Origin of the sequence: Calditerrivibrio sp. (genome assembly GCA_026415135.1) — a bacterium.
Taxonomy (GTDB): domain Bacteria; phylum Chrysiogenota; class Deferribacteres; order Deferribacterales; family Calditerrivibrionaceae; genus Calditerrivibrio.
Window position 1 is genome coordinate 13,390 of sequence record JAOAHS010000033.1, and the last position, 19,463, is coordinate 32,852.

A 19,463-nucleotide genomic window follows, 5' to 3' on the forward strand; every position below is an offset into this window, starting at 1 on the left:
ACGTATATAAAACTTGACTTTTATAGTTTATTTATCTACTCCTAATATAAGAGGTGTACATGCAATACCCCTATAAATGTTGTGATCATCACAGTAGCTTAGAAGAATTTTCAGCCAATAGGCTTTTTTGGGTTATTATTTTAAATGTTGGGATTACGCTATCTGAAATAATTGGTGGCGTTATCTCCGGTAGCCTTTCTCTTATCTCTGATGCCCTTCACAATTTCTCAGATGCAGTCGCCGTAATAATAAGCTATATAGCTATCCAGCTTGGTAAAAAAAATAATTCTCTCAAACACACTTTTGGGTTAAAGAGGGCTGAAATCATAGCTGCCATGATCAATGCCTCTGTATTGGTAGGTGTATCCATTTACCTTTTTTATGAGGCCATCAAAAAGTTTTTAGTTCCAGAACCTATTATTGGAGATATTATGCTTTTAGTAGCAACTATTGGGCTTGTCGGTAACATAATATCGATTATCCTCTTAGAGTCTGGCTCAAAGGAAAATATCAATATTAGATCCGCATACCTTCACATGCTCACAGATGCTATATCCTCTGTAGTAGTCATTTTAGGTGCTATATCTATTATACTTTTCAAAATATACTGGATAGACCCTCTTCTAACTTTTTTAATAGGTTTATATGTTCTTAAAGAGAGCTTTGATATATTGAAAAACTCGACACATATATTGATGGAGGGTGCACCTCTACATATATCCCTTGATGAGATAAAAGAGGCTATAGAAAAAATAGACAAGATAACAAACATACATCATATACATATCTGGAGTATAGGGGAAAAGGATATACATATTGAAATGCATGTTGAACTTGAAGATATGCTCCTTAGTAAAACCGAGCCTATAAGAGAAAAGATCGAACAATTGTTGTCCCAATTCGGTATAAACCATGTAACCATCCAGTTTGAAACAGACTACTGTGTCAACAAAAACCTAATCTGTAAGTAAAAAGATAATTTAATGGTACATATCTACTCTTTCATAAACCTATAGGAGGATCTCTATGAATAAGAAGAATCTTCTGTTTCTATGTACTGGCAATTCCTGCCGCAGTCAGATGGCAGAGGCTTACGGTAAGATCTTTTTGAGCAATAGATACAACATATATTCTGCTGGAATAGAAAAACATGGATTAAATCCTTACATGCTTAAAGTGATGGAAGAGGACGGTATAGACATGAAAAACCATTATTCAAAAACCCTTTACGAACTTGATTCCATCCACTTTGACATAGTTGTTACAGTGTGCGATAATGCCAGCGAAACTTGTCCCTTATACCTTAAAGAGGCCACCAAAATACATAAAAGCTTTCAAGATCCAGCTAAATTCTTAGGAAGTGAAGAAGAAAAAATACACTTTTTCAGAAAGGTTAGGGATGAAATAAAGGCTTTTATAAGGGACGAACTAACGATCTTAAACTTGTAATATCAGAAAAAAAGTATATTATAGCTTTATGATAATTACCATAATACTGTTACTTATACCCACAAATCTTCTTGCCTGGGGACCAGAAACCCATATAAAAATAGCCCTTGATATACTCGAACACACAAACTTTTCTCTAATAAAAATACATCAAGCTTTCTTCATAACTGGTAACGTATTTCCCGATCTCTTTAATTTTTTTAAAGATATTTCCCAATTCAAAAAATCGCTCCCAACCCATTCATGGAGTACCGTATCAAAACTTTTTTCAAATGCCAAAACAGATCAAGACAGGGCCTTTATCTACGGTTATTCGGCTCATTTAGCTGCAGATATCATCTCCCATAATCAGTTTGTACCCCAACAAACGATGTTGGTAAGTAGGTCAAGATTTTTATCCCATTTTCTCCTTGAACTTGCAAGCAGTTCTAACGATAAAAAATATAGATATGCCCTCATCGAAGTGTTGGAAAAAGCCAATGTCTATGGTAACGTTTTTTTAAATACCTTTAATATTGATGAAAGGTATTTCAAAAAAGAGTTATTTCTCCTTAAAAACGCCATAAAGATGCAAAACCTCATAAAGATCCCCGAAATAATCTCCTACATGAAGAGAAAAAGAGATAGATCTTTTTTACTGAAATCCTCTATATACGAAGAGAAGTCTTTGGAGCTCGCAAAAAAAGCTGTAGAAAGCGGTTTTATTGACTTGATGAAATATGACCCAAGTGGTAAACAATCCATAAAACAAGCAAAAGAGATGAGAAAAGAGCTTTTGGGCTCTTTTACAAAAAAAGAATTGAAAAACCACAATAAAGATCATATATTCACCTCAAAATTTGATCCTAAAAAGATGGACTAATAGATGGATATATTCATACTTATTTTAGTGGGTTTTATTGCTGGTATAATCGGCGCAATGTTAGGGATAGGAGGTGGATCTATTATTGTACCGATTCTTGTTATATTCCTCCATTACCCCATGCATACTGCAGTAGCAGTAGGATTAATCACAATAATAGCAACAAGTATATCTGTAGCCCATATAAATGTCTTAAAAGGTTTAGTAAATTTAAGATTGAGCTATCTTATTGAAGTAATAACAGTCCTTGCATCTATTACAGGAGGATTAGTTAGCAATAGTATAAAAGATGGAACTTTACAGATAATTTTTGGTATCATCCTTGCCATCATGGCCATCATATATATAAAAGAGAGCATAAAACCAAATATAAACAAGATCACAATAATAGAAGAAAACCAATTTACAGATATATTCCTTGACCAGGAAGATGATAACAATATGATAAAGTACACCCCTGTAGCCATATCCAAAACACTCGCCGTATCCACATTTGCAGGTTTGGCCTCAGGTATGTTGGGTATAGGTGGTGGGGTATTCAAGGTACCAGCCATGAATCTGGTATCGAAAATACCTATTAAAGTTGCAATAGCCACAAGCAACTACATGATAGGTCTCACAGCAGCTGCAGGTGCCATACCATATCTTTTAAACGGCAGGATAGACCCTTCTGCTTCCATATACATGATCATCGGAGTCATCTTTGGTTCTAAATATGCAGTTCTTAAATTTGGTAAGGTTACAGATAAAAAGCTTAGAATACTCTTTGCTTTATTCTTAATTTTTGTCTCCATACAGATGTGTTATAAAGGACTTAGCAAATGAGAGATGAACATCTAAAAAAACAGATATCCTTAATATACGCTTTATCCTCAAAGATATCTTTAGCCCTTGCAATAACATTTACACTTTTAAGTATCATCCTAAGAGTTGCTGGTCATCAAAACAGTTTTATTTATCTTTTTGGCATGATAATCATTTTCTTACTTATAGCAACCCCATTTTTTGGTGTATTAACTGCATTGATTTATTATGTAAAAGAAAAGAATAAGATAATGGCCCTTGCAGCATTGGGCATCATTCTTATCATACTATCTGCTATAGTAAAAGGTTATATATTCCGGTAAGCCTATCAGAATATATAACCTTAGTGGGGGTGTTAATCCGCTTGATTTCTGATGTATGTAGGTATGTTTATCTCCTCATCATTGTAGTCATCAAGAGTTTTAAGCCCCAAATCCCTTTTTTTGATCTGCTGTATCTTTTTACCCACAGTTTCTATCGATTGTGACTTAGGCTGTATATAGTCAGTGATATTGACCGTTTTATTCTCTCTGACTTTACCGAGCCCGGTTGCAACGATGGTTACCTTTATGTACCCTTCCATACTATCATCAATGACGACACCTTTGTATATGGATGCTTCTTCCCCAGCAGCCTCATAAACCACCTGAGCAATATTCTGAACTTCTGTCATAGTGATATCGTTCCCGCCTGTAATATTCAAAAGAATAGCCTCCGATCCCTTTATATTGGAATCCACAAGGAGTGGGCATGTAAGGGCTTTTCTTGCTGCATCCTGATCCCTATTCTCACCACTTGCTACCCCGATGCCCATCATTGCCATACCCTTGGATGACATTATCGCTTTGATATCAGCAAAATCCACATTGATATAACCATTGCTATTAATGGTATCCGAGATCCCCTGAACACCCTGTCTAAGAACATCATCCGCAATTCTGAAAGCCTCTTTAAAAGGTGTATTCTTGTCTATAACATCAAGCAACTTATCATTTGGCACCACAATATAAGTGTCCACATGATCTTTTAAAAATTTTAATCCCTGTTCAGCAAACTCACTCCTTTTTTTCCCTTCCCAGTAAAATGGTTTTGACACTACCGCAACAGTCAAAGCCCCGAGATCTTTTGCTATGCTGGCAATTACAGGGGCAGCACCGGTTCCTGTACCACCACCCATACCAGCGGTTATAAACACAAGATCAGCACCCCTTAAGGCATCTTCTATGACCTCTTGTTCTTCTATCGCAGCTTTTCTTCCAATTTCTGGGTTACCACCAGCTCCAAGTCCCCTTGTAAGCTTGCTTCCCAACTGAATCTTAATAGGCGCCTTATTAGCTGCAAGAGCTTGGGCATCGGTATTTGCTGCAATAAACTCAACGTTTGTTATCCCGGCATTGATCATATTATTGATGGCATTGCCACCAGCTCCACCAACACCTACCACTTTGATTACTGCACCTGAAATGATCTCTTCAAATTCAAACATAAAACACCCCCGTATTTTTTAAAAAAATTCCTTTATCATGCTTTTCATTTTTTCTAATATCTTATAAAGTTTTGTTTCATCACTACCCTTAGATATTGCTATCTTTGGGTGACCTTTTTTTGCTGCAATAAGGGCCAACCCAACTGAAGTTGAATACATTGGATCATTGATGGTATCCACAAGCCCCTTTTTAATCTTATCTGGCTTTGCTATCCTTATGGGTAGATTAAATATGGAGTAAGCTAACTCCTCAAGCCCTTCTATATTAGACATACCACCTGTAAAAACTATACCTGCACCTATCATATCATAAAACTTCTTCTTATATAGTTCCCCTAAAAACATCTGAAGAATCTCTTCACACCGAGCGTGTAGTATTTGGGTTAAGACTGCCCTGGAAATCTTCCTCGGTGGCCTACCACCCACAGAGGGAACCTCAATGATCTCATCCGAAGACACATAAGGCATCCAAACGCATCCATAAGCCTTTTTTATCTTTTCAGCTTCAGATTCTGGAGCATTTATACCTATAGCTAAATCTGAAGTACAATTATTACCCCCAAGTTGTAACACTGCAGTATGATACACTGTCCCTTTTTTTAGTATTATCATATCGGTTGTTCCACCGCCACCATCGATAAGACATACCCCAACCTCTTTTTCCCCTTCACTCAAGACAGCCTCAGCAGACGCCAACTGCTCTAAAACTATATCATCCACAACGAGCCCTGCCCTTTCACAGCTCTTTAATATATTTTGAGCACTTGAGACAGCACCCGTTATAATATGCACATCCACCTCTAACCTAACCCCACTCATCCCTTTTGGGTCTCTTATTTCAGATTGACCATCCAGTGTATACTGTTGAGGTATAACATGTAAGACCTCACTACCTATTGGAATATCAACTGCAGATGCTGACTCTATTACTCTTTCAATATCTTTTTCAGATACCTCTCTGTTCTTTACAGCGATAATACCTTTCGAATTGAAGCTCTTTATATGCCCTCCAGCTATACCAACAGTAACATTCCTTATGGCTACACCAGCCATGCGTTCAGCATTTGCAACAGCTTCTTTAATGGAGTTAACGGTTGCTTCGATATTTATCACCACACCTTTTCGTATACCTGTGCTGGGAGCAACCCCAACACCTACCACCTCAATTTCATCATTATCAGTCTTTCTTACAACAGTTGCACAGGTCTTTGTTGTTCCAATATCAAGGCCTACGTAAACATTGTCATGTTTCATTTTTAACTCCATCTATATAGATTTTTCCATTCACCCTCATATCAACATAGTTTACACTTTTATAAAGTGTAACGAGACCTTCATAATACTTAAAGTTCCTTTTGAATATTTCAAAATTATAGGCACCTAATAACCTATGATCTTTCCTGACTATAACCAAATGGGACGGCAATAGCTCTATTTGTGTAAAACCAGACTCACCAAGAAACTTCACAATCTCCGCAGCTGCAGAAAGTTTATCGTAATTAAGTTCTGTATTATCAAACACCTTGACATCATCACAGGTCGCAGGTATAAGTTCACCTTCAAAGGCATAAAAATAGCATTTATTCTTATTTTTCAGTTTCATTACTGCCTTCCTCTCATACACCTCAATCTGTAATGTATCTGGGTAGATCTTTTTTATTGTAGCTTTTTTTATCCATGGATCCTGCAATATATCATCTGAAAAGCTTCTTATATAGTTTATATTTTGATCTCTATATCCATTAGTCCAAGAAGTAATCTTTTGGGTATCAGCATTTACCACACCCTTTATACTGATAATCTTAGTTTTGAAATAATTGGATCTCATAAATAGACCAACACTATAAAACATGGCAAAGCTAAAAGACAACATTATAAGAACTGTAATCATCCTTAAAAAAATGCCCAGATAACTACCCATATCTACATTTATCCCTAATATATATCATCTCAACCACATCCTCATAGCTAAGACCAAATTTCGCCGCTGCATTTGGTAACAAGCTTGTTTCCGTCATTCCGGGTAGGGTATTTACCTCTAAAACATACGGTGTTTTGCCATCATAGATAACATCCACCCTTGCAGCTGACCTACATTCTAAAATATCATAAGCCCTTTTAGCTACATCTTTTACCAACTGCTCCTCTTTACAATCCAATCCTGTATCAAAAAGATATTCAGTAAGCCCCTTAGTGTATTTGGATGTATAATCATAAAAACCCTTAAGCGGTCTTATCCAGATAATTGGTAGTATCAGATCATCTATGATAGATATAGTAAGTTCTTTACCTTGTACAAACTTTTCCACTATAATCTTGTTATCATATCTTTTAGCTTCATCAATTGCAGAAACAAACTCACTATCATCCTTCACAATGGTAATTCCTATGGTAGAGCCTTCCCGTGAAGGTTTTACCACACATGGATAAAAGGGAGAAGAGCTCTCTCCATTATAAACAAAATAGTCAGCTGTTGGAATACCCGCTTCTTTAAAGATCTTTTTGCTCAATACTTTGTCAAATGCTACAACACTTGCAGCCACACCAGAACCGTTATAAGGGATCCTCATCATCTCAAGGAGCCCCTGAATCGTCCCATCTTCACCATATTTCCCATGTAATGCTATAAAACAGAAATCAGGTTTTTCCCTAATAAGTATCTCAGCGATATCCCACCCCACATCTATCAAAATGGTGTTATCATATCCTCGCTTTAATAAAGCACTATAGATCCCTCTACCTGTCTTCAGAGAAACCTCTCTTTCACTGGATACGCCACCATAAAGCACAGCTATTTTATCACTGTACATCTTTGTTCTCCAGATATGTAGTAATCTCTTTGGATAGATTTGTAATGTTACCAGCTCCCAACGTCAAGAATATGGTTTTATCCATTATTCTTTCATCTATAAAATTGAAAAAATCTGAGGGGGCCTTTATATGATGCACCTGTTTAAACCCACGTTTTCTTATCTCCATAACAAGATTTTCCGAAGTCACACCTTCAATGGGCTTTTCGCTTGCAGCGTATATATCCGTTACAAAGAGTTCATCCGCATCAAAAAATGCCTTGGAAAACTCATTCATTAAAAACTTTGTTCTTGTATACCTATGGGGTTGAAAGATAACTATCAACCTGTGATCGTCAAAAGCATCCCTTATTGCTCTCAATGTAGCCACAATCTCAGTAGGATGATGACCGTAATCATCTATAACCTTAATCTTTTTGTTATCAAACCTTACCGTTAACCTTCTCTGAACACCGCTAAACTCTTTTAGACTCTTTTTTATATCTTCAAAAGGTATTTCAAATTCTAACGATGCACCAATCGCTCCCAACGCATTTAATACATTATGTTCTCCAGGCACTGATATCTCTACTCTACCCATATTCGAACCTTTTACAATAACATTAAAACTACTCCCAAAACCCTCTTTTTTTATGTCGGTCCCACGGATATCTGCCCTTGCACTAAAACCATATGTAACAAACTTTTTATTAATCATAGGGATGATATCTGCCACATTAGGGTCATCCAAACAGATAATATTTGCACCATAAAAAGGAACTTTGTTGGCAAAATCTGCAAAGCATCTTTTCACATCATCAAAATCAGCATAACTCTCCATATGCTCCTTGTCGATATTTGTTATTACACTAATAGTGGGAAAAAGCATTAAAAACGATCTATCACTTTCATCCGCCTCAGACACCATATAATCGCTTTTACCAACAACGGCATTGTTTTCATTTCTGTTTAATCTCCCACCTATCACCACTGTGGGATTTAGACCAGCTGTATTAAAGATTTCAGCTATCATGGATGAAGTGGTAGTCTTACCATGACTTCCTGCAACCACAACAGAATATTTCATCCTCATAAGCTCTGCAAGCATTTCACCCCTTTGAATAACAGGGATATAGTTCTCATGGGCATATATGAGCTCTGGATTATCCTGGGAAACAGCTGAGGAATACACAACCAGGTCTGCACCGTTTACATTTTCTTTTTTATGCCCAATAAAGATCTCAATACCCAAACTCTTCAACCTTTGTACATTGGCATTTTCAGATATATCTGAACCGGTAATCTTGTACTCAAGATTGTGCAAAATCTCCGCAATACCACTCATGCCGATACCACCGATACCTACAAAATGGATCTTCTTGTATTTTCTAAACATGTTCTAACTCCATCTCTTTTATAATTATCTCCGCAGTATCCCTATAAAACACTTTTTCAAACCTATCTCTATAAAGCTCAAAACTATCATAGTAATGCTTTATTATCTCAAGTAGTTTAGCGCCTGTTGCCTTCTTTTCTTCCAATACCACCCCTACCCCTTTTTCCTCGATAAACTTTGCATTGTAATACTGATGGTTATCTGTGGCCTCTGAAAAAGGGATAAAAACCCCAAATCTCCTCGAATAAAGAATCTCAAACACCAAGCCAGCTCCAGCCCTGGAAATAACAAGATCTGCCCATTTAATAGCCTCCACCATATCATCAATATATTTCTTCACAGTAACATTACTAACACCTATCCCTTTTTCCCTATATCTTTCAATGGTTTCTTCATACAATCTGTCCCCAGTCTGATGGATAATACTAAAGCCCATACCCAAAAGCTTATCAACCACATCCACCAACAGGTTATTTAGAAATCTACTCCCCTGACTACCACCAACCAACAAAAGATTTTTATCAGGTCTCACTTTAAAAGGTATATCCCTAAAAACAGCTCTCACAGGATTACCAACTACGATACTCCCCTCAGGAGCTTTTAACGTTTTATCAAAACTGACAAATACCTTTTCAGCAAACCGGGAAAATATTCTGTTACTCAACCCCATCACAGAGTTTTGTTCATGGATGTATACTGGAACACGTTTTATTATCGATGCTACACCAGCACTAAAAGATGCAAATCCTCCCAACAAGATAACCCTGTCATCCTTTGACACAGTATTTAATGCATCCATAACATTGCCTAAAATCTTACCAACACTTTTTATCTTCTTACCTACCGATACACCTTTTAATGGGGTTTCAGGTTGTTCCACAAAGTTGAAACCCAACTCCGTCAATATCCTTCTTTCTATGCCTCTATTGGAGACTAAAAATATAAACTCAAAACCCATATCCTTTAATTTTTCAGCTATTGCAATCCCCGGATACAAATGCCCACCAGTACCGCCACCAGCAATCACAATCTTCATTTGCTCTCCTCAGCACTTCTCAAAAGTACCCCAAGAATAAACATCTGACATATAAGTGCGCTACCTCCATAACTTACAAAAGGGAGAGTAATACCTTTAGTAGGAAGTAACCCAACAGTTACCCCTATATGCATCAGCGACTGGATTATAAACATAAAACCGAAACCAAGTGTCAAAAATCTTTTATATTTATCATAATGTTTCATCCCAATTCTGTAGATGGTGATGAAAAGATAAATGATCAAAAACAAAACAAAAAGGGAACCCATAAATCCAAACTCCTCACTGATAATCGCGTACACAAAATCTGTGTGAGCTTCTGGCAAGAAAAAAAGTTTTTGGGAGCTATTACCCAGCCCTTTGCCTGTTATTCCTCCACTGCCGATTGCCACAAGTGACTGTATCAACTGATACCCCAAAGTATTTTTATACTCCCATGGGTTAAGGAAACTAACGATCCTTGCTTTTCTATACCCCGCCATCAAAACAACAGTAACAGCTATGGGTATAAGTATAAACACCACATAAAATATGTACTTTTTATCCATCCCACCTATAAAGAGTAGAATAATGCTCACAGACAGGATTAACACCGATGTTCCAAAATCTGGCTCGGCTACGATGAAGGAGATCATTATACCGAGCATAACACTTGCAGGGAAAAGCCCCCTTGCAAAGTATTGTATCTTATCCTCTTTTTTATCTAAATAATGAGCAAAATAGAAAACGGTCACTATCTTAGCAAGCTCCGATGGTTGAAAACTGAATATCGGTAGAGGTATCCATCTATTGGCACCATTTACAGGTTTAAAAAAGAATACCATGACTAATAGTGTAAGTGTGGTAAAGTAAAGTACCGGAATATACTTCCTGTAGGTTTCCAGTGAAATCCTGTAGCCTATATACATAAAAATTAGCCCCAATATCGCTGCAGTAAGCTGTTTGAATAGAAAATAGTATTCCATCTTCCCTATTCTATTAGCCTGGAGGGCACCGATTGAGTAAACATAGAGGAATCCAACGATGATCAACATAAATGCCACAGATATAATCTGAATCCGTTCATCTCTCAAACTAATCATCGCTTTTTTCAAACCCCTTTACTAAGGTTTTAAAATACCTACCCCTTTCCTCAAAGTTTTTAAACTCATCAAAACTTGCACAGGCTGGTGAAAACAATACCGTCCCAACCTTCGTCAACTCCTTTGCAAGTATCACGGCATCTTTCAACCTCTCAACCAGCTCTATCCTACTTTTGATTCTACCCTTCAAAGCATTATATATCTTGCCCCCAGATCCACCAAAACATATAACAAGGGAACATTTATTGTCTATTTCATCCACAAGTGTAGTAAAATCACCATCTTTATCTTTACCACCCAGTAAAAGTGTAGTTGGGTATGAAGAGCTTTTAAGCGCAGTAAGAGTTGAATCGACATTTGTACCCTTAGAATCGTTTATATATTTTACCCCATTAACAGTGCCCACATATTCACATCTATGCTCCAATGCAGTTAAATTTTCAACGAGATGGGTAATATCCCCCTTAAATGCAGCTACAGTATCAGCCATCAATATAGCAAATGCCAAATTTATAAGGTTATGAAAACCAAACAGCCTATATCCTCTTATGTCAAGATAAAAATCACCAAACTCTAACCTATTATCCAGCAGTTTAGGCCATTTTCTTAGTTTTGGATCAACAGAGATATATTTAACATCTGAAAAATACCTATTCCAACCCTCATTCTCTTCTAAATAAACAACCTTTTTGGTAAAATCTGCTATACGTTTTTTAGAAAGAATATATTTTTCCATACTACCGTATCTATCCAAATGATCAGGGGTAATATTCGATATACACGAAGAGTAAAATTCAAATATTTTAAGTAGATCCAGTTGAAAAGAACTCACTTCAACAACATATATTTCAGGATCATTCTCCAAATACATATCACCTAAAGTGACACCTATGTTGCCACAATACTCAACGTTATAACCAGCATTCTTAAGGATATTAGCAGTTAAAAAAGTAATAGTAGATTTACCATTTGTTCCTGTGACCCCTAAAAGAGTTTTATTTTTAATAAATTCATAAGCTAATTCCAATTCACTGGTTACTTTATCCATATCTACTCTTAACTTTGAGGGATCAATACCCGGACTTACCACAATCATATCATACTTATCATCAAACTCTGATAGTTTCTGATAACCAGGGATATTGTCATCATAGATAGTTATCTCTTTAGTACCTTTTTTGAGTAAAAGTTTTTCAGCTGTTCTTCCGCTTTTACCAAACCCAAGTATAGCAACCTTCATCATCACCTCAATTTAAGGGTACTTAAAGCCAGCAATGCCAGAACAAAGGATACAATCCAAAACCGCACTATTATTTTTGGCTCACTCCAGCCCTTTAATTCGAAATGATGATGAATAGGAGCCATCCTAAAAAGCCTTTTCCCTTTTGTCATTTTAAAAAAGCCCACCTGAAGTATAACCGATATTGTTTCTAAAACAAAAACTCCACCAACTATTGCAAGAACGATCTCCTGTTTTACAATTACAGCCACAGTGCCCAGTGTAGCCCCCAAAGGGAGACTCCCCACATCGCCCATAAACAGGGATGCAGGATATGCATTAAACCATAAAAACCCCAAACCAGCACCCACCATAGCACCACAAAAGATCGAAAGTTCACCAGCACCTTTTACATTTAAAATCTGTAGATAAGCTGCTATCTTGGCATGTCCAGCAACATATGCAAAGATAATGAACGTACCAAACGCTATTACCGTAGGCATAATAGCAAGACCATCCAGTCCATCCGTAAGATTGACTGCATTTGAAGTCCCAACTATAATAAAAACACCCAGTAATATATAAAAATAGCCCAAATCAATCACAAAATTTTTAAAAAACGGAAATGCCAGCTTATCCGCATTACCTGAAGCATCCACATAATCCACCAGCAAAACAGCGATTGTACCCACTAACAGCTGCCCATAAAACTTCACCTTTGGATGAAGCCCCTCTGGGTTCTTTCTTATTGTTTTTATATAATCATCAAAAAATCCAATAGCCCCTGTACCTACCATAACAAATATAACAATCCAGACATAATAGTTTGTCAAATCTGACCACAGTAAGGTAGCGATAACTGTGCTCAACAATATTCCCAGACCACCCATCGTCGGAGTGCCTTCTTTCTCCTTATGTCTCTCAGGCTCATAACCTTTTGTCTTCTGTGAGAGCTGGAGACTTTTAAGCAGTTTTATCAGATAAGGTGTAATAATAAGACTTATTAGTAATGCAGTAATTATTGCGTACGCCGTTCTAAAGGTAATATATTTAAATACATTGAAAACTGAAATATACTGACTTAAAGGATACAAAAGATTATAGAGCATTTTTCACCTTCTTTATATATTCTACTATCTCCTCAAACCTTTTACCCCTTGATGCCTTTACTAAAAATACACCATCATCCTTATAAAGCTTTTCATCAAACAACATCTGTTTGTCCCTAAATACCATTACGTTGTCTAACCCCTTAAAAGATTCATACCTTTCACCTACAAGATAAAACCTTATACTACTCTGCTCCCCTACAACCTTTTTCAACTCCTCATAAAGTTTATCCTCAAAACCATCTATCTCAGCCATCTCCCCCAATATTGCCCATTTGTTTTCACCAAAAGAACAAAGGTTCTTTATTGCACTCACCATTGCCTCAAATCCAGCATTATAGCTATCATCGATTATAATACTATTACCAACTTTGATAATCGAACCCCTTCCCTCCACAGGAGTGAAAGCTAATAACCCCCTGTATATCTCCTCATAATGAAGCCCCTCATCTAAAGCAATACCTATAGCTGGCAAGGCATTTAGTGCAAAATGTTTATATGGGTGATGAATACAAAAACTGTACTTAACACCACGATAGCTAACAATAAAATTAAGATCACCATCTGTAGTAATTTCTTCCAAATATATATCTGATCCCTTGTTAAAACCAAATTTTTTAGTATTTTTAGGTAGCTTAATACCCTCCACCTCAATACCATCATGTATCCATGCTATACCATCCCCCACCAGATAATCCAATAGAGATAATTTCTCTTTTCTTAGATGGGCAATGTCCCCAAAACGACCTATATGAGAATGCCCTACGTTTGTGACCACAGCAACATCAGGCCTTAAAATACTTGAAAGGAGAGCTATTTCACCAGGATTATTGGTACCTATCTCAAAAACAGCTATTTCACTATTATGATCGATATTAGAAGTCACTATAGCAATACCTAACTCATTGTTGTAGTTTTTGTAAGCCTCATAAACATTAAACCTATTAGAAAGGACTCTTGCTATAAGAGCTTTTGTGGAGGTCTTACCCACACTGCCAGTAATAACAATCTTTTTACCTTTATACAAGCTCAGATTATAGTCAGACAACTGTTTTAGTGCTAAAAACCCATCTCTTACTAAAATAAGTTTTTTTGATCTATCATAAAACCTTTCATCAGAGATCAAACAGCAAATAGCACCCTTCTCAAACGCCTGATCAATATACAGATGGCCGTCAGTTTTTTCCCCCTTTAAAGCAACAAATATATCACCCCTTTCCACTTTACGACTATCGATGGTCACAGAACCATACTCTACAAACTCTAAAGTAGTAGAAACACAATTTTTGAATACATCACGTACACTAATGCGCTTCAAACTCCACCCCTAAATTTTTTGCCACCTCTTCTCTATCATCGAAGTGGTATTTAGTTTTACCTATGATTTGATAATTTTCATGCCCTTTACCAGCAATCAAAACTATATCCCCTTCTTTTGCCTGCTTACATACTAATGATATAGCTTTTCTTCTATCCTCTTCTACAATGACATCCCCTTTTCTATTAAATCCAGCTAATATTTCACTGATGATCCCTTTCGGATCTTCTGTTCGGGGGTTATCACTTGTTACAACCACCAGGTCAGAAAATTCTTCAGCCACCTTAGCCATTCTTGGTCTTTTTGTTCTATCCCTATCACCACCACACCCAAAAACGGTTATAAGCCTATTTTTCTTAAAAGGTCTAAGGGCAGTAAGCACATTTCTAAGGGCATCATCAGTATGGGCATAATCTACAAAAAAATATACCCCATCCTTTGAAAATTTTTCAAGTCTGCCTGGAACATTCTTAAATTGGTTTATACCTTCTTTAATCACATCTATTGGTATTTGGGTAACATAGGTTGCCGTCACAGCAGCAAGTATATTTTCCAGATTATGCCTACCCACAAGGGGAGAATCTACCTCGATTGCTCTATCACCTAACACTACCACACAACGTGTCCCTTCCAGAGAATAATTGACATTTTTAGCATAAACATCAGCTTTCAATGTTGAATAAGAGTGCTTCTCTATATCAACCTCTTCATAAAGCCTCTTTCCATATTCATGATCAATGTTAATACAACAACTTTTTGAATACTGTTTTGTAAAAAGCTTTCTTTTAGCCTGATAATAGTCCTCCATAGTCTTGTGATAATCGAGATGATCCCCACTTAAGTTTGTAAAAACGGACACATCAAAATTCAAACCAAATACCCTACCTTGATCCAATGCGTGGGAGGAAACCTCCATACAAACCGCATTACCACCCTTTGTTAGCCCTTGTCTAATCATGGAGAAAATATCATATATACCAGGTGTTGTATTAACTGCTTCGTACTTTTCATCCACAATACAATAGTCGGTAGTTCCAATTCGAACTGTTTTATAACCTGCTTTTCTTAGAATATTGTCTATTAGGTAATTGGTAGTAGTTTTACCATTAGTCCCTGTCACACCGAAAAGCTTTACTTTTCTAAAGTCTATATCAAAAAGATTTCTACAGATAATCCCAAAAGCAGACCTACAATTTGACACCACCACACACGGTATCCCTTGTAATGGTATCTCAGAGATAAAAAATAATACTTTACCACTCCTATACAAATCATCCACCACTTTGTAAGGATCAAAGCTACTACCTTTTATCAATACAAAAACAGATTGTTCTTTTATATCGTTGGTATTAAAAGAGATATCCATTACCTCTAATTCCAAAAGTTTAGTATCCGATATGGAACAATATTCCACACCGTTGAGTAGATATTTAGCTAACATGCTTAATCCTCAGATGTTTGATTTTATATCCCATAATAACTGCGATCTCCTCTGCAATTTTCTTAAAAGTCACAGCAGCAGTAGCTCCACCATAAATCGATTTTTTAGGGTTCTCATATATCACAACCATTGAGATTTTCGGATCGTCATACGGGAAAAAACCAGCAAAACTTGCCACATACTCAGTATTAGAGTATTTCCCCAATTTTTTATCAAACTTTTGTGCTGTCCCTGTTTTACCAGCTATCGGGACATAAGTACTTTTTGCCGTAGTAGCTGTCCCTCTCTCCACAACGTCCCGTAATAATGGTTTAATGTCGTTTAGACTTTTTTCACTAAAGACCTTCACCGCCTGATTCTCTTTTTCATCCTTGTTAATGAACTTAGGTTTTACTAGATAACCACCATTAGCAATAGCGGCATACAGTCTAACTATCTGGATAGGTGTTACCAACAGTTCCTGACCTATGGATATAGATGGTTGGGAAAGCCCAGACCACTTTTTATAACTTCTTAAAAGTCCTTCCTCCTCACCACTACCAATAACCTTTGTACTATCCCCCAAACCCAACTTCTTAAGATACTCGTAGAAATCTTTTGGAGGTATACGGGAATTTAATTTGATGGTACCTATATTACTAGATTTCACCAAAACATCTGCAGCAGTCAACTTACTGTAGGGGTGAACATCCTTTATTGTATGATTAAACATAGTCAATTTCCCATTTTCGCAATCAACCACCTCACCGAGATTCAACATCCCATTTTCAAGGAGATAGATAAATGTAAAAGGTTTCAATATAGACCCCGGCTCAAACAGGTAATACGTGGCATAGTTTTTCCAAAGTTCTTGATTGTATTTAGTATATCTATTAGCATCAAAACCTGGATATGTAACAGCAAAAAGTATCTCTCCAGTTTTAACATCCATACCAATAGCTATCCCTTTATCAGCACCAAATTCTTCTACTCCACTAATGAGGTTTAACTCTGCTGTTTTTTGCATATTTTTATCTATTGTTATATAAAATTCCCTTTCAGAAGCTGTTATCCCTTCTTTATCATGAAAAAGTATAAATTTACCTGTACTATCCTTCATAGCGATGATGGATATCTCCTCACCTTTTAGCTCCTCATCATATATCTTCTCTATCCCATAAAGACCCTGATTATCAACACCCACAAAACCTAATATCTGGGAAAAAAGGTTGTGATAAGGGTAATATCTACCCTCATCCACAATGTAACCCACATATTTATATTTCTGAGCAAAACTCTCTGCTATTGCGATATCTACATCCCTTGACAACCATACAAATCCAGACTTAGCAAGTATTTTGTCTACTGTCTTCTTACTCAATTCAATACCAGCCTTTCTAAGCTCTGATATGATCTTTTTAGGATCATCCGCTTGCTTTGAAAATATATACATGGAAGCATATTTTTTATTTTTAGCTATTACCTCCCCATTTCGATCTTTAATAATTGCCCTATTCTGCATAATTGCAAACTCTTTGGAAGATTGATTTTGTGAAATATTTGAGTAAAATTCATATTTTATTATCTGGATATGTATTAGCTTCCAAATAACGCCGATTACAAACAAGAGCAAACAGACATTAATAACCCGCAGTCTATTCTTTTCACTCCACATAAAACACCCTTTCTGGCTTAGGTGGATAAAGATTTAAGTAAGCTGCATGCTTGAAAAGCTTTTCAGGCTGAACCAGCATATCCCTCTCTTCGACTATATTCTGCAGTTTGATCTTTTTAACCTCTATCTCCTGGGAAAGATTATATATTTCATAACCTATCTTCACACACTCCATCTTTATGGTAGCGATAAAGAACAGCAAAACAACTATCACCAACAGATGGATAATAAAAAAAATGTCTATTGTTATACTCAAAGGCTTAATCCGTGGCAGAGTAATATGTATCATACCCTTTCTCCAGCCCTGAGCTTTGCACTTCTGCTATATGGATTTTTTATTACCTCATCTTTCGAAGGTAAAACAGGCTTTTTGGTCAAAATCCTAAAGGTCTGTTTTTTCCCACAGGTGCAAATAGGCTGACCATGAGGACAGATACAGCTCTTGGAATAATGGGTAAAAAAGTCCTTCACAAGACGATCCTCCAATGAATGAAATGATATAAATACAGCCCTACCACCAATCACAATGAGCTTTTCCAGAGATTTTAACAAAGACTCTATGGCCTCCAATTCTTTATTTATAAAGATCCTTATGGCCTGAAATGTTCTCGTGGCAGGATTCATCCCTTTTTTCTGAAACCTCATAGGTATAGATTTAGCCACAATTTCAGCAAGCTCTTTTGTTGTTTTTATCTTTTTTAAATTGCGATGCTTTACAATTTCGTATGCTATCTTTTTCGCAAAAGGATCCTCACCATATTTTTTTATAATATTTTCTAAAGTTTGCTGCGGGAAACCATTTACAACATCATAGGCAGAAACCTCTATCCGTGGATCCATTCTCATGTCAAGGGGCTCATCAAACCTAAAAGAAAAACCTCTTCCAGTATTTGAAATCTGAAATATGGACACACCAAAATCTGCCAATATACCGTTTACTACAAGCCCTTTGGAAGACATGATATTATACAAGTTAGCAAAATTTTCGTTAATTATCTCTACATTGTGTCTATCTTTGAACATATTTTGAAGTCTTTCACATGCCTCCGGATCCCTATCAAGTATAATAAGCTTTCCATTAGGGATCTTCTCTAAAATAGCTGCAGAATGACCACCACCGCCACCAGTACAATCAACATAAATACCGCCATCCACAGGATTAAGATACCTCAACGTTTCAGTTAGCATCACAGGAATGTGTGAGATGGCTGCTTTTTTTGTCATTTATTCCTCTTACAAATTTATTTCTGGAAACTTCGAACTTAGCTCAGTAAAAAGTTCCTCCACGACGATTTTTTCGTATTTTTCCTCCCATTTCTCTTTTGGCCAGATCTCAATTTTATTTCTAAGACCTATAATTACACATTCATTTTTCAGACCTACACTCTCTCTCAAATGCGGTGGAATAAGGATCCTACCCTGCTTATCAACAGAACAATCCTCAGCAGTAGAGTATAAATACCTCAAGAACTCATTAACCTTTGGATCGTTTGGCCTTTCTTTATCCCAGATCTCTTCTAACCTATTCCACTCTTGATATGGATAGGCCACGATATGGCTTCCCAATGTTACGAGGATAAGGGACTCATCGTTGTACTTGGCTTTTAATATATCCCTGAATTTAGCAGGGATACTAACCCTACCAGCATCGTTGATACTGTGATAACTTTTGCCTTTAAAGCTTAGAAATTGGCTTCCCATACCTCATACCATTTTATGACATTTTATGCCAAATTATACACACTAAACCCATAATATGTCAATAGAAATGATTAACAAAAATAAAAATTATAAGTAACATTTTTATTCAATTTTGAT

The 19,463-nt window shown here is 36.6% G+C and carries 20 protein-coding genes; 5 read left to right on the forward strand and 15 right to left on the reverse strand.

The window, feature by feature from the left end; genetic code table 11:
• Positions 1–59 precede the first annotated feature (59 nt).
• Genes N3C60_06235 through N3C60_06255 form a run of 5 tightly spaced genes read left to right on the forward strand, consistent with a single transcriptional unit; the run spans position 60 to position 3,438 of the window.
• Positions 60–971 (forward strand): cation diffusion facilitator family transporter, encoded by a 912-nt coding sequence (locus N3C60_06235; protein MCX8084503.1) that lies wholly within the window; start codon positions 60–62, stop codon positions 969–971.
• Between the two features lie 55 nt (positions 972–1,026).
• Positions 1,027–1,449 (forward strand): arsenate reductase ArsC, encoded by a 423-nt coding sequence (locus N3C60_06240; protein MCX8084504.1) that lies wholly within the window; start codon positions 1,027–1,029, stop codon positions 1,447–1,449.
• 28 nt (positions 1,450–1,477) lie between these two features.
• A complete protein-coding gene (locus tag N3C60_06245; protein MCX8084505.1) occupies positions 1,478–2,311 on the forward strand; it encodes a zinc dependent phospholipase C family protein in 834 nt (277 codons plus the stop codon).
• Positions 2,312–2,314: 3 nt separating this feature from the next.
• Complete coding sequence (locus N3C60_06250; GenBank protein ID MCX8084506.1) at positions 2,315–3,136, forward strand: sulfite exporter TauE/SafE family protein; 822 nt, start codon at positions 2,315–2,317, stop codon at positions 3,134–3,136.
• A complete protein-coding gene (locus N3C60_06255; protein MCX8084507.1) occupies positions 3,133–3,438 on the forward strand; it encodes a hypothetical protein in 306 nt (101 codons plus the stop codon). Before N3C60_06250 ends, N3C60_06255 begins: the two co-directional genes overlap by 4 nt.
• Positions 3,439–3,470: 32 nt before the next feature.
• Here N3C60_06255 and ftsZ read toward each other — a convergent pair whose 3' ends face one another.
• The 15 genes from ftsZ to N3C60_06330 form a co-directional block, all read right to left on the reverse strand.
• Positions 3,471–4,601, reverse strand: coding sequence for a cell division protein FtsZ (gene ftsZ / locus N3C60_06260; protein MCX8084508.1), 1,131 nt, complete (start codon positions 4,599–4,601; stop codon positions 3,471–3,473).
• Positions 4,602–4,619: 18 nt separating this feature from the next.
• The gene (gene ftsA / locus N3C60_06265; GenBank protein ID MCX8084509.1) at positions 4,620–5,855 is read right to left on the reverse strand and encodes a cell division protein FtsA; all 1,236 of its coding nucleotides are present in this window, start codon (positions 5,853–5,855) and stop codon (positions 4,620–4,622) included.
• Positions 5,845–6,492 carry an FtsQ-type POTRA domain-containing protein gene (locus N3C60_06270; protein MCX8084510.1) on the reverse strand — a complete coding sequence of 216 codons (648 nt, stop codon included), beginning with the start codon at positions 6,490–6,492 and terminating at the stop codon, positions 5,845–5,847. Before N3C60_06270 ends, ftsA begins: the two co-directional genes overlap by 11 nt.
• Before the next feature lie 22 nt (positions 6,493–6,514).
• Positions 6,515–7,411, reverse strand: a complete 897-nt coding sequence (locus tag N3C60_06275; protein ID MCX8084511.1) for a D-alanine--D-alanine ligase — start codon at positions 7,409–7,411, stop codon at positions 6,515–6,517.
• Positions 7,401–8,786, reverse strand: a complete 1,386-nt coding sequence (gene murC, locus N3C60_06280; GenBank protein ID MCX8084512.1) for a UDP-N-acetylmuramate--L-alanine ligase — start codon at positions 8,784–8,786, stop codon at positions 7,401–7,403. The genes N3C60_06275 and murC overlap by 11 nt, the downstream gene beginning before the upstream one ends.
• Complete coding sequence (murG, locus tag N3C60_06285; GenBank protein ID MCX8084513.1) at positions 8,779–9,822, reverse strand: undecaprenyldiphospho-muramoylpentapeptide beta-N-acetylglucosaminyltransferase; 1,044 nt, start codon at positions 9,820–9,822, stop codon at positions 8,779–8,781. Before murG ends, murC begins: the two co-directional genes overlap by 8 nt.
• Positions 9,819–10,904, reverse strand: coding sequence for a putative lipid II flippase FtsW (gene ftsW, locus N3C60_06290; protein ID MCX8084514.1), 1,086 nt, complete (start codon positions 10,902–10,904; stop codon positions 9,819–9,821). The genes murG and ftsW overlap by 4 nt, the downstream gene beginning before the upstream one ends.
• Positions 10,897–12,144 carry a UDP-N-acetylmuramoyl-L-alanine--D-glutamate ligase gene (gene murD, locus N3C60_06295; protein MCX8084515.1) on the reverse strand — a complete coding sequence of 416 codons (1,248 nt, stop codon included), beginning with the start codon at positions 12,142–12,144 and terminating at the stop codon, positions 10,897–10,899. The genes ftsW and murD overlap by 8 nt, the downstream gene beginning before the upstream one ends.
• Before the next feature lie 2 nt (positions 12,145–12,146).
• Entirely contained in the window at positions 12,147–13,232 is a 1,086-nt protein-coding gene (gene mraY, locus N3C60_06300; GenBank protein MCX8084516.1) for a phospho-N-acetylmuramoyl-pentapeptide-transferase, read from the reverse strand.
• The gene (locus tag N3C60_06305; GenBank protein ID MCX8084517.1) at positions 13,222–14,550 is read right to left on the reverse strand and encodes a UDP-N-acetylmuramoyl-tripeptide--D-alanyl-D-alanine ligase; all 1,329 of its coding nucleotides are present in this window, start codon (positions 14,548–14,550) and stop codon (positions 13,222–13,224) included. Before N3C60_06305 ends, mraY begins: the two co-directional genes overlap by 11 nt.
• Entirely contained in the window at positions 14,537–15,991 is a 1,455-nt protein-coding gene (locus N3C60_06310; protein MCX8084518.1) for a UDP-N-acetylmuramoyl-L-alanyl-D-glutamate--2,6-diaminopimelate ligase, read from the reverse strand. The genes N3C60_06305 and N3C60_06310 overlap by 14 nt, the downstream gene beginning before the upstream one ends.
• Positions 15,981–17,492 carry a penicillin-binding protein 2 gene (locus N3C60_06315; protein MCX8084519.1) on the reverse strand — a complete coding sequence of 504 codons (1,512 nt, stop codon included), beginning with the start codon at positions 17,490–17,492 and terminating at the stop codon, positions 15,981–15,983. Before N3C60_06315 ends, N3C60_06310 begins: the two co-directional genes overlap by 11 nt.
• A gap of 142 nt (positions 17,493–17,634) precedes the next feature.
• Entirely contained in the window at positions 17,635–17,934 is a 300-nt protein-coding gene (locus N3C60_06320; protein ID MCX8084520.1) for a hypothetical protein, read from the reverse strand.
• Entirely contained in the window at positions 17,931–18,869 is a 939-nt protein-coding gene (gene rsmH, locus N3C60_06325) for a 16S rRNA (cytosine(1402)-N(4))-methyltransferase RsmH (protein MCX8084521.1), read from the reverse strand. The genes N3C60_06320 and rsmH overlap by 4 nt, the downstream gene beginning before the upstream one ends.
• 9 nt (positions 18,870–18,878) lie before the next feature.
• The gene (locus N3C60_06330; GenBank protein MCX8084522.1) at positions 18,879–19,346 is read right to left on the reverse strand and encodes a division/cell wall cluster transcriptional repressor MraZ; all 468 of its coding nucleotides are present in this window, start codon (positions 19,344–19,346) and stop codon (positions 18,879–18,881) included.
• Positions 19,347–19,463: the final 117 nt, after the last annotated feature.

Coding starts and splice junctions, on each gene's coding strand:
- N3C60_06235 (MCX8084503.1), top strand. CDS start 60: ATGCAATACCCCTATAAATGTTGTGATCATCACAGTAGCTTAGAAGAA.
- N3C60_06240 (MCX8084504.1), top strand. CDS start 1,027: ATGAATAAGAAGAATCTTCTGTTTCTATGTACTGGCAATTCCTGCCGC.
- N3C60_06245 (MCX8084505.1), top strand. CDS start 1,478: ATGATAATTACCATAATACTGTTACTTATACCCACAAATCTTCTTGCC.
- N3C60_06250 (MCX8084506.1), top strand. CDS start 2,315: ATGGATATATTCATACTTATTTTAGTGGGTTTTATTGCTGGTATAATC.
- N3C60_06255 (MCX8084507.1), top strand. CDS start 3,133: ATGAGAGATGAACATCTAAAAAAACAGATATCCTTAATATACGCTTTA.
- ftsZ (MCX8084508.1), bottom strand. CDS start 4,601: ATGTTTGAATTTGAAGAGATCATTTCAGGTGCAGTAATCAAAGTGGTA.
- ftsA (MCX8084509.1), bottom strand. CDS start 5,855: ATGAAACATGACAATGTTTACGTAGGCCTTGATATTGGAACAACAAAG.
- N3C60_06270 (MCX8084510.1), bottom strand. CDS start 6,492: ATGATTACAGTTCTTATAATGTTGTCTTTTAGCTTTGCCATGTTTTAT.
- N3C60_06275 (MCX8084511.1), bottom strand. CDS start 7,411: ATGTACAGTGATAAAATAGCTGTGCTTTATGGTGGCGTATCCAGTGAA.
- murC (MCX8084512.1), bottom strand. CDS start 8,786: ATGTTTAGAAAATACAAGAAGATCCATTTTGTAGGTATCGGTGGTATC.
- murG (MCX8084513.1), bottom strand. CDS start 9,822: ATGAAGATTGTGATTGCTGGTGGCGGTACTGGTGGGCATTTGTATCCG.
- ftsW (MCX8084514.1), bottom strand. CDS start 10,904: ATGATTAGTTTGAGAGATGAACGGATTCAGATTATATCTGTGGCATTT.
- murD (MCX8084515.1), bottom strand. CDS start 12,144: ATGAAGGTTGCTATACTTGGGTTTGGTAAAAGCGGAAGAACAGCTGAA.
- mraY (MCX8084516.1), bottom strand. CDS start 13,232: ATGCTCTATAATCTTTTGTATCCTTTAAGTCAGTATATTTCAGTTTTC.
- N3C60_06310 (MCX8084518.1), bottom strand. CDS start 15,991: ATGTTAGCTAAATATCTACTCAACGGTGTGGAATATTGTTCCATATCG.
- N3C60_06315 (MCX8084519.1), bottom strand. CDS start 17,492: ATGCAGAATAGGGCAATTATTAAAGATCGAAATGGGGAGGTAATAGCT.
- N3C60_06320 (MCX8084520.1), bottom strand. CDS start 17,934: ATGATACATATTACTCTGCCACGGATTAAGCCTTTGAGTATAACAATA.
- rsmH (MCX8084521.1), bottom strand. CDS start 18,869: ATGACAAAAAAAGCAGCCATCTCACACATTCCTGTGATGCTAACTGAA.
- N3C60_06330 (MCX8084522.1), bottom strand. CDS start 19,346: ATGGGAAGCCAATTTCTAAGCTTTAAAGGCAAAAGTTATCACAGTATC.